Annotated in this window: 10 protein-coding genes; 6 read left to right on the forward strand and 4 right to left on the reverse strand. The window is 54.2% G+C overall.

Annotated elements, in window-relative coordinates; genetic code table 11:
* The first annotated feature begins 125 nt into the window (after window positions 1-125).
* Window positions 126-2,213 (forward strand): AMIN domain-containing protein, encoded by a 2,088-nt coding sequence (locus tag ACVWXE_RS05845; RefSeq protein ID WP_457489814.1) that lies wholly within the window; start codon window positions 126-128, stop codon window positions 2,211-2,213.
* Between the two features lie 193 nt (window positions 2,214-2,406).
* Here the strand turns inward: ACVWXE_RS05845 and ACVWXE_RS05850 are convergent, their stop codons facing one another.
* Window positions 2,407-2,973, reverse strand: a complete 567-nt coding sequence (locus tag ACVWXE_RS05850) for a DUF2854 domain-containing protein (protein ID WP_414522531.1) — start codon at window positions 2,971-2,973, stop codon at window positions 2,407-2,409.
* A gap of 122 nt (window positions 2,974-3,095) precedes the next feature.
* Here ACVWXE_RS05850 and ACVWXE_RS05855 point away from each other — a divergent pair, with 122 nt between their 5' ends.
* Entirely contained in the window at window positions 3,096-4,637 is a 1,542-nt protein-coding gene (locus ACVWXE_RS05855) for an aminotransferase class I/II-fold pyridoxal phosphate-dependent enzyme (RefSeq protein ID WP_457489815.1), read from the forward strand.
* A 16-nt stretch (window positions 4,638-4,653) separates the two neighbouring features.
* On the opposite strand, the gene ACVWXE_RS05860 is transcribed toward ACVWXE_RS05855, so the two are convergent.
* Window positions 4,654-6,096: a hemolysin family protein gene (locus tag ACVWXE_RS05860; protein ID WP_457489816.1), complete on the reverse strand. Its 1,443-nt coding sequence runs from the start codon at window positions 6,094-6,096 to the stop codon at window positions 4,654-4,656.
* 447 nt (window positions 6,097-6,543) lie between these two features.
* On the opposite strand from ACVWXE_RS05860, the gene ACVWXE_RS05865 reads away from it, so the two are divergent.
* Window positions 6,544-7,698 (forward strand): RNA-guided endonuclease InsQ/TnpB family protein, encoded by a 1,155-nt coding sequence (locus tag ACVWXE_RS05865; RefSeq protein ID WP_457489836.1) that lies wholly within the window; start codon window positions 6,544-6,546, stop codon window positions 7,696-7,698.
* Here ACVWXE_RS05865 and ACVWXE_RS05870 read toward each other — a convergent pair.
* Window positions 7,663-7,878, reverse strand: a complete 216-nt coding sequence (locus ACVWXE_RS05870; RefSeq protein WP_457467372.1) for a PepSY domain-containing protein — start codon at window positions 7,876-7,878, stop codon at window positions 7,663-7,665. The genes ACVWXE_RS05865 and ACVWXE_RS05870 overlap by 36 nt on opposite strands.
* Before the next feature lie 406 nt (window positions 7,879-8,284).
* On the opposite strand from ACVWXE_RS05870, the gene ACVWXE_RS05875 reads away from it, so the two are divergent.
* Both ACVWXE_RS05875 and ACVWXE_RS05880 read left to right on the forward strand, forming a co-directional pair.
* A complete protein-coding gene (locus ACVWXE_RS05875) occupies window positions 8,285-9,205 on the forward strand; it encodes a branched-chain amino acid transaminase (RefSeq protein WP_457489817.1) in 921 nt (306 codons plus the stop codon).
* A gap of 65 nt (window positions 9,206-9,270) precedes the next feature.
* On the forward strand, window positions 9,271-9,789 hold the full coding sequence (locus tag ACVWXE_RS05880; protein ID WP_414329088.1) for a phosphoribosyltransferase: 519 nt from the start codon (window positions 9,271-9,273) through the stop codon (window positions 9,787-9,789).
* Between the two features lie 214 nt (window positions 9,790-10,003).
* Here ACVWXE_RS05880 and ACVWXE_RS05885 read toward each other — a convergent pair whose 3' ends face one another.
* Entirely contained in the window at window positions 10,004-13,792 is a 3,789-nt protein-coding gene (locus ACVWXE_RS05885) for an FkbM family methyltransferase (RefSeq protein WP_457489818.1), read from the reverse strand.
* Between the two features lie 203 nt (window positions 13,793-13,995).
* Between ACVWXE_RS05885 and ACVWXE_RS05890 the strand changes: the two genes are divergently transcribed.
* Window positions 13,996-14,529 carry a type IV pilin protein gene (locus ACVWXE_RS05890; protein WP_457489819.1) on the forward strand — a complete coding sequence of 178 codons (534 nt, stop codon included), beginning with the start codon at window positions 13,996-13,998 and terminating at the stop codon, window positions 14,527-14,529.
* The last annotated feature ends 42 nt before the right edge of the window (window positions 14,530-14,571 follow it).

Raw genomic sequence — 14,571 nt, forward strand, 5'->3', positions numbered from 1 at the left:
ACAGGTAGTGGCAAAGTCCGAGATTTCGGCTTTGATTAGGGAAGCACGGGGTGAACGAGGCCAAAGGCACCCGTGGCGAGGTGAAGCAAGAATACGACTGGGTGAAGGAGTGAGGTGTGAGGATGATGAACCGTCGAGTTGCTTATGGGTGTGCGTTGGGCTTGATCCTGTCCCTGCCCCCATTGGCCTTAGAAAGCCGGGTCAATGAGGCAGCCGCTCAACAGTTGACCTCCGCAAACCTGCAACGCCTCAGCCGCATCACAGATATCCGCCTGGTGCCCAACGGCAACCGCATGCAGTTGGAGATCAACACCGAAGGGGGCGCTCGCCCACAGGTGTTCTTTACCCAGCAGGGACAATCTTGGATCGGGGACATCACCAATGCTCAATTGAGCGGAAGCCAGGGCCGCTATCGCCAAGAGTCTCCCCTGCCGGGGGTGCGCTTCATTGAGGCCTGGCAGTTGAGCAACGACAGCGTGCGGATAGAAATAGCCGGTGTGGCCGCAGCTCCCCAAGGCTTGCTGGCTCGGCGCAGCCCGACGCAGTTGGTCTTCGACTTTGAGGGCCTACCCTCTGCTCCACCGGCCCCCCTAGCGGCGGTTCCCCCTCAACCCTCGTCCAACCCAGTAGCGCCCGGCCAACCGGCGTCACTAAACCGACCTCAGCCCGTGGCTCCTGTTCCTCAGCCCGCAGCTCCTGCCCCTGCCTCCCAACCGGTCGCTCAAAACCCTGCCCCTCCGCAGACAACTCAAGCGGCTCCTCCTGCACCTGCTGTTCCTGCTGCACCCGTGATTTCTCAGGTCCCCCCTGTGGGCCAGCTCAACCAACCTCAATTGCCGCCGGGAAGTTTGCCCACCGAATCTCCTTTTCAGGGGAGAGCTGTGGCTCCTCCTGCCGGAGATATTGCCGTTGGCACAATCCTGCCTGATCCACCTACAGTGGATCTCGGATCCAATGCCAGGATTAGCTTGACCTTGAAAGATGCTCCTGTGGGCGATGTGCTGAGCTTGTTGGTGCGGCGAGCAGGGTTGAATGTGGTGCTCAACGACGTCCCACCCGATCTAACCATCTCTCTGGATGTGCAAGACTCGCCCTTACAGGAGACATTCAACTTTATCTTGCGGCTAAAACAGTTGCAGGCCCAGCGAAGGGGCCAAACCGTATTTGTTGGACAAAACCTGCCAGGGGTGACTGGGATCCTGGTGCGCAATTACCGCGTGAATCAGGCAGTCGCCGCCGATTTGGCCAGTCGGCTGGAAGAAGTTTTGAACGCCGTTGCTCCCGGTGCCCAATTCGTTGTGGACGAGCGCACCAACTCCATTACGGTGATCGGCAACTCGCGGCAGCAGGACATCGCGGCTGCTCAGATTGCCCAATTGGATGTGCGTCGGCGACAGGTTTTGATTTCCCTGAGAGCAGTTGATATTCGCTTGAACAAAAACGAAAGCTTATCAGTTAACTTGGGAGGGGCATCTGGCAACTTTGCCCTTGGAACCTTGGGAAACGCCAATTTTGGTGGTCAACCGCTCAATCAACCTGCGGGATCCTCGGTAAGCTCTATCGGCCCTGAAGGCCCATCAGGATCCATCACGGGAATATTTAACACTCTCAACCGGCTGCAGCAGTCTTTGGCTCTAAGAGTGCAGTCTGCAATACAAGATGGAACTGGAAAAATTCTAACTGACCCCAAAGTTGTGGTGGCAGATGGCGGATCCAGTCGAATTAGCATTGCAACCAGCGTGCCTGTTAACGTTGAAACCATCGCCATACCCCAGGGTGAAAACCAGCCTCCAACTAGGACTCAGCGTTTGCAGCGGGAGGATGCTGGGGTTATCCTTGACGTCTCAGAAGTTAGGATAGATGACAATGGGTTTGTCACCCTGACCATTCAGCCGGAAATCTCCATTCCTGTACCCCTTCAAAGATTGGAAGGTGGAGACTTCGCAGGCATTCTACTTTTCAATATTGACAGGAGGCGGCTGGAAGCATCTCAGCTCAGGTTAAGAGATGGGCAAACCTTTATTATTGCTGGCCTCATTCAAGACAGGGACATCGTTGAGGTTCAAAAAGTGCCTTTCCTAGGCGACTTGCCTCTTTTGGGTGCTTTGTTCCGCTCTCAGAGTGTGAATAACGAGCGCAATGAGGTGGTCTTCATGCTAACGCCCTACATTATGGATGATAATGTTGCTTTTGGTCTTCCTCCCAATCCGTAAAATTCCCAATCCGTAAAATAGAGTTATGCCGAACTGCCAAGTTTCGTGACATCCTCCCAACACTGATACTATAGGCACAGCGCAGGACCCATAGCTCCCCACACCCCTCATGAGTTAACTCTCGACAGTCCTGAGTTACTGGCTGCATTAGCTTCGGGATCCGTTGAGTTGCATTCAGCAGCTAATGGCTTCTTCAAGTGGCCTGGGATCCACCTCGGGCAACAAGCGCCAATTCCACCTGATTTTCTTGGGGCTGCCCCAGTTGCACCTCCACATCTCGGCCAAAGAAGCCTTGCATTTTTTTCTGGTAGCTTTCCTGCCATTGTTGGAAGGGAACCTTGGGGGAATCGAACAGAAGCACCAAGGTATACCGGCCATCTCGCAGCTCTTCTCTGTACCCTCTCACCTTGGGCAGATCTGCTTCCAGAGGGCCGCGCAGACCCAGAAACTCCAGGGCATCTTCCAGGTGGGCATTAGCCCCGTAGCTATATTTGGTGATATCGGCGCGGACTTGCTTTTGAATTTCCGTGGCCTGCTGGGCGCGGGCTTGGATCACCTCGAGAGAAGGGGCGGCCAGGGCAGGTACCGGCTTGAGTTCCACTACCTTCATGGTCACCCCTCCCAACAGCAAGGGGATCCCGGCAAACAGGCCGATGAGATTGAGGGTGGGATCGTTGTAGTGGGCAAAGCCCCAAGCCGTGGCGGCAGCCCCGGCCAGCAACACGAGAGTGCTCAGGGGGAAGGGCAGTTTTTCAAACATACAGGAGAGGAAGAAAGGCCACCTGAAAACCCAGGCTAGCAGGAAAAGCGCCAGCGGTGGACTTAGCCTCCATTGGGATGGATAATCACAAAATGCCCACCTGGTGTGTTGAGGAGTGGTCTGTGGTTCTGTCCAATCTGTCCAAAACCTCTCGTTGCTTGCGCTCGCTGGATCGCAAAGCCCAGGAGCGAGCACCTCTGTTTGAGGCCATCCGCCACTATTGCAGCTTGGATAAGGCTCCTTTTCACACGCCAGGCCACAAACAGGGACGTGGGATCCCTGCCGACTTGCGGACCTTTTTGGGAGAGAACATCTTCCGGGCAGATCTGACCGAGCTGCCAGAGGTGGACAACCTCCACGACCCCGATGGCGTGATCCGAGAGGCCCAGGAGCTGGCGGCAGCAGCTTATGGAGCGGATCGCAGTTGGTTTTTGGTCAACGGTTCCACCTGCGGCGTGGAAACGCTGGTGATGGCGGTGTGCGATCCGGGAGACAAGATCCTCTTGCCGCGCAACTGCCACAAATCCGCCATTGCCGGGGTGATCCTCTCCGGGGCCGTACCCGTCTACATCGAGCCCGATTTCGACGCTGAGCTGGGCATCGCCCACGGCATCACCCCAGCTGGCTTGGAGCGGGCCCTAGCAGAACACCCCGACGCCAAGGGAGTTTTGGTGGTCAGCCCCACCTACTACGGGGTTTGCTGCGACCTGGAATCTCTGGCAGCCATCGCCCACGCCCACGGCCTGCCGCTGCTGGTGGATGAGGCCCACGGGCCCCATTTTGGGTTTCATTCGGAATTGCCCATTTCGGCCTTGGAAGCCGGAGCCGATCTGGTGGTGCAGTCCACCCACAAGGTGATCTCCGGCATGACCCAGGCCTCGATGCTGCACCTCAAGGGATCCCGCATTGACCCCAACCGGGTGCGCAACATTCTGCAACTGCTGCAATCGACCAGTCCCAGCTATGTGCTGATGATGTCGCTGGATGTGGCACGGCGGCAGATGGCACTGGAGGGAGAAGCCCTGCTGGGCCAAGCCTTGGCTTTGGCAGATCAAGCCCGCGCCCGTCTCAACCGCATCCCCGGCTTGCGCTGTTTTGGCCCAGAGCGTATCGGCTCCACCCCTGGTTTTTTCGATTTCGACCGCACCCGTCTCACGGTAACGGTGACAGAGCTGGGGTTGTTCGGCTTCGACGCTCACGACTGGGTTAACGATCACTTCCACGTGCAGCCGGAGATGTCCACCCTGCACAATGTGGTCTTCATTGTCAGCATCGGCAATACCCAGCGAGACATTGACCGCCTGGTGGAAAGTTTCGCCGCCCTGTCGCAACATTTTCAGGGATCCCGCCCATCCAGAGCGGCAATGGAAAAAATGCAGCGGCTGGCACAACTGCCCCGTCCTTGCTTGCCACCGCAACGGCTATCACCCCGGGAGGCTTTTTTTGCCCCCATTCAGCGGGTGCCTTTCCAAGAAGCAGTGGGCCATATCTGCGCCGAGATCATCTCCCCCTATCCACCTGGGATCCCGATTTTGGTGCCGGGAGAAGAGGTGACTCAAGAGGCGGTGAACTATCTGCTGTTGGTGCATGAGGCAGGCGGCTTTATCAACGGCCCAGAGGATGTGCGCCTGCAGACCCTGAAAGTGGTCAAGGCAAGGACCTAATGCTCTCCTAGCGGGCTTATGGACGGGTTTTTGCCGTTTGCGCCGGGGGGAGCAGCGGTAGGGAGTTTGCCGGGGTGCCGGGGCGGCGGGCTACCTTCACCCGATCCACCCGTGGCCCCTCCATGCGCACCACCTGAAACTCCATCTCTTGGTAGGTGAACTTTTCCCCAGCACGTGGGATCTTCTGCATGTGGTAGATCAAAAAGCCCCCCAGCGTTTGGTAATCCTTGTGCAGAGGCAGGTTGAGGCCACAGCGCTCGTTGATCTCTTCAATATCTAGCTGAGCCTGGATGAGCAAGGTATTTTCGTCAAGTTCTTGGATGTCCGGCTCCTTGGTGTTGGGATCCGGGCCATCGGAGAGCTTGCCGACAATCTCCTCCACCAAGTCTTGAATGGTGATCAGGCCCGCCGTGCCGCCAAACTCATCCACCACCACCACCATCGGCCAGTGGTGCTGCCTCATTTCGGGCAACAGTTCGGCAATCGGCTTGTTCTCCGGCTCAAAGTGGGCCTCGCGGATAAAAGGCGTGATGGGGCTGTGGAGGTCGATGGATCCCTTGGCCAGCTCCCCAATGACTTCCTTGACGTGGATCAGCCCGCGGATGTCATCCAAAGACTCGCCGTAGACCGGGTAACGGGAGTGTCCTGATTCGGCCACCTCGGCCAGCACTTCTTGCACCGTTGCAGTTTCCGGCACCGCGTCGATGCTGGTACGCGGGATCATCACCTCGCTAGCTACCGTCTCGCCAAACTCGAAGATGTTGCTCAACAGCTCTCGCTCTTCCGCCTCGATGTTGCCCGACTCCACCGACGAGGCGATCAACAGTTGCAACTCCTCCACCGTCATGGTGCTGTAAAAGGAGCTGGCCTCCGGAATCTGGACTCCCAAAAGCCGCAGCACACACCGAGAGGAAAAGCGGGGCAGCTCTACAAAAGGTCTTAGGATACGGCTGACCAAACGATTGAGCCAGGCCAGTTGCAGCGCAATCGGCTCGGAATAGAGAATGGCCAGAGTCTTGGGGATCAGCTCCCCTACCACGATCTGAAAATAGGTGAGCAGCGAAAACACCAACACCACTGCCACCCCTCGAATAAGGGCCGGATCCAGGTTCTGAAGCCAAGCCAACTGCCTCAAGGCCAGAAACAGCGTCGGCGCCACTTGCGTAGCCCCGATCCAGCCCAACAACACACTGGCCAGGGTAATGCCCAACTGGGTGGTGGAGAGGGCATATTCCAGTTGCTCTTGGGCTTTTTGCACAATTGCCGCCTGGCGGTTTCCCTCGCTCGCCAACTGCACCATGCGGGAGCGCCGCGCCGATACCAAGGAAAACTCGACCGCGACAAAGAAAGCGTTGATGACCAGAAGACCGATGACCCAAAGGAGACTAAGCGACGCATCTCCCCACGAAAGCTCGGTGTTGGGGAAAGCAGCCGTCGAGGCTAAAGGGGGGTCGTCCATCAGGGGGAGCAGCAAGACGGATAGACAGCATTCTAGCTCAGCCTGACCCCACCACCTGTCCCTAGCCAGCTGTCGAACCGGCTTCAGCCATCAGGCAGCTACCGTGTAGACGCTTTCCCCATGCCCAAAAGGAAAGGGATCCCTGACCTTTGCACAACCCAGCTTTCGCAGTTCTCAAGGTCGCTACTTTTTCATCAAGCAGTAGCAGCTACAGCCTTTTCCGGCAACGCTCACCCCCGCCTATGCAGGGGGCATCTCCTGAGTGCTAGTCGTCGATATCGACAATATTGCCGGTAGTGGCGTCGATCTTAACTTCAATATCGTTGGTAAATTTCACCAATTTTCGGGCTGGAGGCCCGCACCATAGCCGCAGGCTTGGTGCCGGGAGGAAAGCCCGCCTCCATATAAGTGTACTGGGGCAAAGTCTGGATGAGCTACAATAAGCCCATGAGCCAGACCATCTCTGTACGTTGCAAGCTGATAGTCCCACAAGAGTTGCGTCAAGAGATTGACCGCACCTTGCAGGGATTTGCTGACGCCTGCAACCAGATTCTCGACACCGCTAAACGTGAAAAGTGCTGGAACGTCGCCAAGCTGCATCACTTGGTTTATCGACCGGTAAGAGCGGCAACGGGGCTGAAGGCTAATCACGTCTGTCAGGCACTCCGCCGTGTGATTAGCAACGCCAAAGCGGTGAAACAAGTCCACAAGTTTCGCCCCACCAGCCTGACTTTGGATGTGCGCACTTTCGAGTACCGAGAGTCCGAACAGGCTGTTGGTGTAACACTGATGAGTGGACGGGTTCGGCTCAAGCTCAAGATCGGCGGCTATCAGATAGCACTTCTGCGAGGGCAGAAACCAACAAGTGCTACTTTGTGCAAGACCAGGCAAGGGGAGTACTACATCAACATTGCGGTTGAGTTGGACACTCCCCCAACTGGCAAAACTCCAAAGGTAATCGGAGTTGACTTGGGCAGGCGGGATATAGCCACCGCTAGTAACGGGCGTTCTTGGAGTGGAAAACACATCCAGGCCGTCCGTGACCGGTTCAGCCGTGTACGCGCCAAGGTTCAATCCAAACGCACGAGGTCGTCTAGAAGACTGCTTCGTAGGCTTTCTGGGAGGGAACGGCGCTACCAGACATGGCTGAACCACAACATCAGCAGAACCTTGGTCAGGGATGCCCAGGCCATTGGTGCAGCACTGGCTTTTGAGGACTTGACAGGCATCCGAGAGTGCTTGAATCAGAAACCTCGGAGTAAAGCTGAACGCCGTAGAACCAATAACTGGGCGTTCTACCAGCTCAGGATGTTTGTGGCCTACAAGGCTGCCATTGCTGGAGTGCCTGTGGTACTGGTTCCGCCCGCCTATACCAGCCAAACCTGCCACCGGTGCCTGCACATCCACCCTGAGCAGGGCAAGTCTTACCGAAGCGGCAAGTCGTTCAAGTGTGGACATTGTGGCTGGGAAGGGGACGCTGACCATAACGCTGCTCGGGTGATCTCTCTTCTTGGGGCGACTGTAAACTCGCCCGAAATTCCGAAACTTAGCTGCCCTCTGGGGCCGCTAGGGATTGGGATAAAGCCCGCACCCTGCGCATAGCGCGGGTGCCGGGTAGTTTACTTCCCAAACTAGGCGTCTATCTTCGCGCTCCAACTCAACTTCTTTGATCACAGCATTGGGCACGGCAGATCGAGCGATCCGAATGGCTTCCTCAATGGGGATACCCAGAGCAAAAGATTGGGCAAAAGCAGCCCTCCGGCTCCCACCCGTCGACAGCATCGGGCTAGCGGGGGGCAAAATGCCAAGCAAAAGTAAGGCAGCAATCGAAAGTTTTGCAGGCTTTATTTACAGCTGCTTGAGCAACCACCTCCTTACCCTACCACCCTGAGACTCAAGAAGCCTTGCCACAAGGAGCATTGCTGCCTTCGCAAGGAGTTCATCCCCCTTGCGTCATAGGGTGTAGCTGCTCGGCCCCTCTTCAGCTACGAACTGTTTGCTTCTCCAATCCAACCCTCTCGGAAACTGACTGGCTAAACAACGCTGCTGCGGGGGAGAAATACCTCTACACCTATCCCGCGTGCTGCTACTACAGGCAGGGAAGTCATGCCGACGTTGGAGCTCCCGGCACTGCACGAATCGGTGATAATATTCCTACCCCTCATTCCTACCCCGGTGGGTGCCGACCATGCCAGATTTTCTGCCCTACGCCTACTTTCAGGGCCAGATTGTCCCCTTTGCTGAGGCGAAGATTTCCATTGCCACCCATGCTCTGCACTACGGGACAGCGGCGTTCGGCGGCCTACGCGGGATCCCTGATCCGCAAAACCCGGATCAAGTTCTGGTGTTCCGTCTGGATCGCCATTGCCGACGACTGAGTCAAAGCGCCCGCCTGCTCTGTTTTGATCTCCCTGCTGAACGGATTGAGCAGGTGATCGTCGAGCTGATCGGAAAAAACCGTCCCTCCACGTCTTTCTACATCCGCCCCTTGGTGTACACCTCCGACCTAGGCATCTCGCCGCGGCTGCACAACATCGAGAAAGACTTTTTCGTGTACGGGTTAGAATTGGGGGATTATCTCTCGCCGGAGGGGGTCAGTTGCCGCATCAGCTCTTGGGCCCGGCAAGAGGATCGCAGCCTACCATTGCGGGGCAAGATCACCGGCGCCTACATCACTTCCTCTTTGGCCAAAACCGAGGCGGCGCAGGCTGGCTATGACGAGGCCATTTTGATGAACTCCCAGGGCAAAGTGAGCGAAGCCTCGGGCATGAACATCTTCATCGTGCGCAATGGCGTGCTGATTACCCCCAGCTTCGACCAAGATATCTTGGAAGGGATCACCCGCGACAGCGTCCTCACTCTGGCCCGCGACCTGGGGATCCCTACCCAAGAACGGCCCGTTGACAAATCGGAGCTATTGATTGCTGACGAGGCCTTTTTAACCGGCACTGCTGCCAAGATCACCCCCATTCGCCAGATCGAGCAGTACGTCCTGCCCCCCTCCCGCCCCATCACCGAGCAGTTGCGGCAGAAGCTGACGGCAATTACCGAAAATCGGGATCCCGTCTATGCCCATTGGGTGAAGGTGATCCCTCTGAAAGAAAGCTAGTCCCTAGTCGAGGGGAGAAGCGTCATTATTAAACTGAGCACTCTAGATGGGTAGAGGGGGATCCCTTGCACGAAATTTCCATCACCTGGGCCGACTACCACCGCAAAATCGAGGAGTTGGCCGTCAAAGTCTACGAAAGCGGGTGGGAATTTAACCAAATCGTCTGTATTGCCAAGGGGGGGCTGCGCATCGGCGATACCTTGGCCCGTCTTTTCGACCTGCCCCTGGCTATTCTCTCAGCCTCTTCCTATTCTGGGCCCGGTAACCGCCAGCGGGGGCAACTGACCTTCTCGCGGGATCTAGCCATGACCACCGCCAACCTGGGCAGCCACGTGCTGTTGGTGGACGATCTGGCAGACTCTGGCATGACCCTAAAGCGCTCTGTCCACTGGCTCAAGCACCACTACGGCTTCTACATCGAGGAGATCCGCACCGGCGTACTGTGGTACAAGGCCGCCTCCGTCTATCAACCCGACTACTATGTGGACTATTTGCCGGATAACCCTTGGATCCACCAGCCCTTTGAGCCCTACGAGCAGATGACGCCTCAGCAGTTGATGCAATTGCTACGCTCTTCCGGTTAGTTGAATTTGCTCAAATTGGCTTGCTCGCGGCGCCTGCAGTGTCTAACGTCAGTTGGACTTCTTGGCATGAGCTGTCTACTTACGATTGCCCACCCCCACTGCAAGCTCTGTTCCCCAGAAAAGTTGAATGACTTGCTCGTACAACAGAAACCACCCAGCCCTGGAAAGCTCCTTGCTCAACACAAGCAAAAGAGCAAAATTCGGATCCAACTTTCTAAACCGATATCATGTCTGCAACTTTTTCTAGATCTGAAGAATGAATCGCAATAATGTTTAGAGTAGAAATCGAGTATTGCTGAGTCTTGATCTTGGCTAGCTTATTCAGGAAATGGTTGTAGGTGTAAAACTCATATCCCAAAGGCTCCAGTATTTTAGCTGTAGAAGTTCCAGTAACTTTAGGGCCGTGCTTGTTTTCAAGAATAAGAACAGGGTGACTGGCGGCAAGCAACTCTAGACTGCCGGAAACGACCTGCTCTTCCGCGCCTTCTACATCAATCTTGATAAGATCAATCCGGGGTTCACCTTTCGAACGCCACACAGAGTCCAGGGTAACAAGATTCACAATTTTTCCTTCACCATTATTTGACGCCTGCCCTGATGCCTGCTTCGGATTTCCGATAGAGTTAAATGCCCCAGATCTTTCTTCTCCTAACTGAACAGTGCCTTCATGCTCACCGGCAGCAGCTTCGATAAGGAAGACAACATCCTCTAGGGAGCTGGCACTTATTGTCTTCCGCATACACTGAAGACAAGAAGCCGTGGGCTCAATTGCGATTACACTACCCGTAGGGCCTACTCGATGCGCAGCAAGGAAAGTATATACTCCAACATTTGCCCCTACATCGATTACGTTCATCCCTGGTCTTAAAAAGTGCTTGCAGAAGCTAATCTCGCTCTCAAACCATTCTCCTTGAGTAAGTAGAACGCGCGTGACAACACTCGAGAACGAAGGCTCGAGGGAGAGTCTGCAATTTTCATAGTCAAAATAGAGATCGGGCTGCGCAGGGAAAGAGGCTGTTTGCACTTGAGACACAACCTCCCACAGTGCAATTTCCTTGACCAGGCATGCTTGGCGATGAGTTGGATCAAGGCTAAGTATATGGTTAATTGGTATTAGCCCTTCTATCTTTTTCTGCGAGAGAAGCTCAATCGCTACCGCCAGAGCTGCTTGTTCATCATCTGGATCTATCGAATAAGTTAGGTTCCAAAATCGCATGGCTTCTGGGCTGTATACGACCCCAACGTGAGTAGCTATCCATCTGGATAGATAATAGAGATAACTATGTTTTGTATAAGTATTTGAGTGAGTAGAAACTTCGCTTTCATACCAGATGGGGAGATCTGTCCCTCTGGAAGGACATAAGTCCGGCGCTTCTGTACACAGAAACTCTAGTAGAGCATAGGCATCTTCAAAGGCACGAGGACGATCGCCCAGTACCAGTAGAGCATGTATTCGATTTAGCCAGCAGGGAACATGGCGGGGATCCTTAGCCAAACTTCTTCGCCACAGGGATAGTGCCTCTTCCCAAGCAGATTGACGTGTTGAGACTGAAGCATCAGCACTTAGGGATCGAATGAGCTCGATCCCAGCTTGGTTCCATTCATCTGGAGTTGAGTACAAGTCGTTGGGGTGAAACGTATAAGTTTCGTGGGATTTACCTTCCAGGATGTGGAAGAAAGCAGCTTCCATGCTGCGGGCATGTTCTCTTGGATCCCAAATCACCGACCAACGGCGAGAATCCTTGATTTGCCTTTTGATCCGATTAATCCACTCCGGATCATTGCCCAGTTGGATCCCACGTTGGATAAACTCTTCTACTGACCAAGTGATACAATCTTCAAGACCGATATTTTTTAGCAGACTGTAGCTCATTCGGCCGTAGTAATGGCGACCTACTAAGGTAAGAACTGGCACACCCATGTAGAGAGCTTCCATAGTGTGGGTTGCGCCTGTGTAGGGAAAGGTATCTAAGACCAGATCCACCAAAGCCAGTTGGCCGCGATGCTCTTCTACAGTGCTGGTTTTGGCTAGAAATCGGACGCGATCCAAAACATCTAATTCTTTGGCTCTTTCCTGATAGCGCCTGATAACCGTGGCAATTTCCCCCGAGCCTTTGACAATTAGGATACCGTTAGGTACGGCTTTTAGAATCTGCAGGTGAGCATCAATGCATTCAGGGGTGCGCTTGTAGGCACTGGCCGCAGTTAGAAGAACAATATCTTGCGGATCGATTCTCAGCTTAGCTCTGAAATCTATCTTATCAGCGGGCAGGACGTCCAGATAGTCCACAGCACAGTAGCTAGGCAAGCGGATAATTTTTTCATGGTAATCGGCCTGTGCATCTTCAGGAAGGATATAGGGATCGGCAAAGAAGTAGTCAAATTCCGGCAAACCAACAGCATCTCCACCCAGCCAACCAATTTGGATGGGGGCAGCTCGCAAAGCTGCTACAATATTCGCATCGTGGCAGGTAATAGAGTCCATAAATATCATAATATCGATGCGATCCTCGCGTGCTTGAGCAGCTACTTGAGGCGAATTGGTTTCTCCTGGAAAAAAGCGAAAATGGAGATTTTCGTGAGAGCGAAACTTTTGATACATATTGTCATGACTGGCCATATCTTCATTTTTCCACCCCTGGTAGTAGTAGTAGACAACGTCCAGAAGATCGCAAGATAGGTTCCTGAGAGTAGCCTCACTGAGAAAGCCAACCGAATGTCGCTGAAAGCAGTTACCCAGAAAGCCTACCCTCAGCTTTCGCTTAGTTCTGCCAGATCCGCAGTAGTCTTGCTGATTCTTCTGCCAATATTCCGACCAAAGAAAGTCTCGCTGAGAAGCCATTAAGCTTAGGCAGTCGTTAAAGATTCTACCACCAATTTGTTGGTAATGACGAATCAGAGAGCGATCGTCAGTTAGATAACTCCAACAAAAGCAAACTCGAAATATAATGGATTTGGAAATTGTTAAGCTCTCAAGTAGATTTTCGTCATCAATTTTTAAGGACTCTAAGTTAGTTTCCCTTGACAAAATCAAGTCTATAATTTTTTGAATAACAAGGTTTATCCGTTCTGGCTGGGCAGCATGGATCAACTTTTCCAGCGATTCTGATAGAAGGGATAGACGAAGAGTAAAGTTCTCTTGCACCTGTGAGCTCTCGGCCGCCGTGATGAGAGCTTCTCCTAAAATGGAATAGCCATCACTGGTAGAGTTCTGGAAGAAGGCGCGGGCTGCCCTCTGAAAAAAGTCACCGATTAAGTCCTCTATCGTCCACAAACCTTCATAGCGCTTCGCCTGCTCGGGATCCACCGCATTGGCTAGCTGGGCCAGCAAAGCAGCAAATCCAGATCTTTGTTCCTCCGGAAGAAAGACTTGTAAAGTTGTGGCCACCTCAAAAAACAAGCTCAGGTAGCCATCGTCCCATAGCCGCGCGAGCAATTCAGTAAGGAGTGGCTCCTGAGTAATATCGAGGCTCTTCTCGCCGCCTAGGCTCTCCAGTAGGGCTTGCCCATAAAAGCCAACTGCCAGCTCATCCTGAGCTTGCAGGGCCCGCATCAGCAAAACTTGGGTGTTGTCCCGCCGGCTTGGATCCAGCTCAAAGGCCATCTCCCGCAGCTTTAGACAAGCCTGAAGACGCTGCTGCGGCTCCTGCGCGGGGCTGTTTTCCAGACGACTTGCGAGGGATAGCAACAAATCCAAGACTTTCTCCTGGGACAGGATCCCTGCCCTCACCAGAGGCGTGTAGAGCTGGTAAGCAAGGCTCAGCTGGCCAGCAGCCAAGGCCTGCTCCAGCGCTGACAAGGTAATTGCCTCTGGCTCAGAGGGGAAGGCTGGCTCATTGGCCAATGAAGATGGGGAGAGATCAAAGAAACCCCACAGGAACTCCTGCCAATCCTTTGCGTCTTGCTCTCGGTAAAAAGCAACCAACCACTCCGCAAAGGTATCGGGAGACTGCTGAAACAGTTGCTTGGCTTCCAGGATCCGGGCTTGCAGCGTAGGGTTCATAGGCTGAAGGAAGAGTGCTAGTCTTAATCTGCCATGCTGAGGCCGGCTCAGCTAAACCACTGACCTGTGTCAGGCTCATCTGGCAAAAATCCGCAATTGCGCCAGGGAGCAGGCTGTTATGAATCGCCCTTGAGCGGGGTAAGTTAGCACTAGCAGGTGAGCTGCACAGTTAACTCTCTAGTTTGCTAAAGGATCTGGTACTCATGAGTGCAAAGTCTCGTCAGTCTCTGTTGCGGGCCAAACTGGCTCAGCAAATTCTCTCCAAAGCCAAGGGCTTCACCCTGATCGAACTGCTGGTGGTAATTGTGATCGTCGGCATTTTGTCGGCGGTGGCGATCCCGCAGTTCTTGAACCAAGTGCGCCGCTCCCGCACGGCTGAAGCCCAGGCAGCTCTTACTGCGGTAGGTCGTGCTTCTGAAGTCTATCGGCTGGACTTCTCCCAGTATCCTAATCACTACACTACGATTAAGTACGGCTGCCCCACAGACTACTGCGGCAGTAGGCAGGATAAATACATGAATGACCCGTGGAGCGCTCCCAACTACCAGACACCAGTGGCCAGCGATATTTATTCTACTTCGCCTCAGGGAATGCGCTGGGACACCACAGCAACTAACAATAAGTACATCAACGCTTCTGGCAACAAAATTCAATGCACCATTGGGCTGGGATCACAGGAGACAGCTGTGGCTACTGCGGCTACCTTTGTTGGTAAGAGCTGCAACGTCTTTGACTAGTTTCTATCTCTACTTTATGTACTCCGTGGCTCCCTGTGGGGA

It is taken from the genome of Thermostichus sp. MS-CIW-41 (assembly GCF_054058915.1).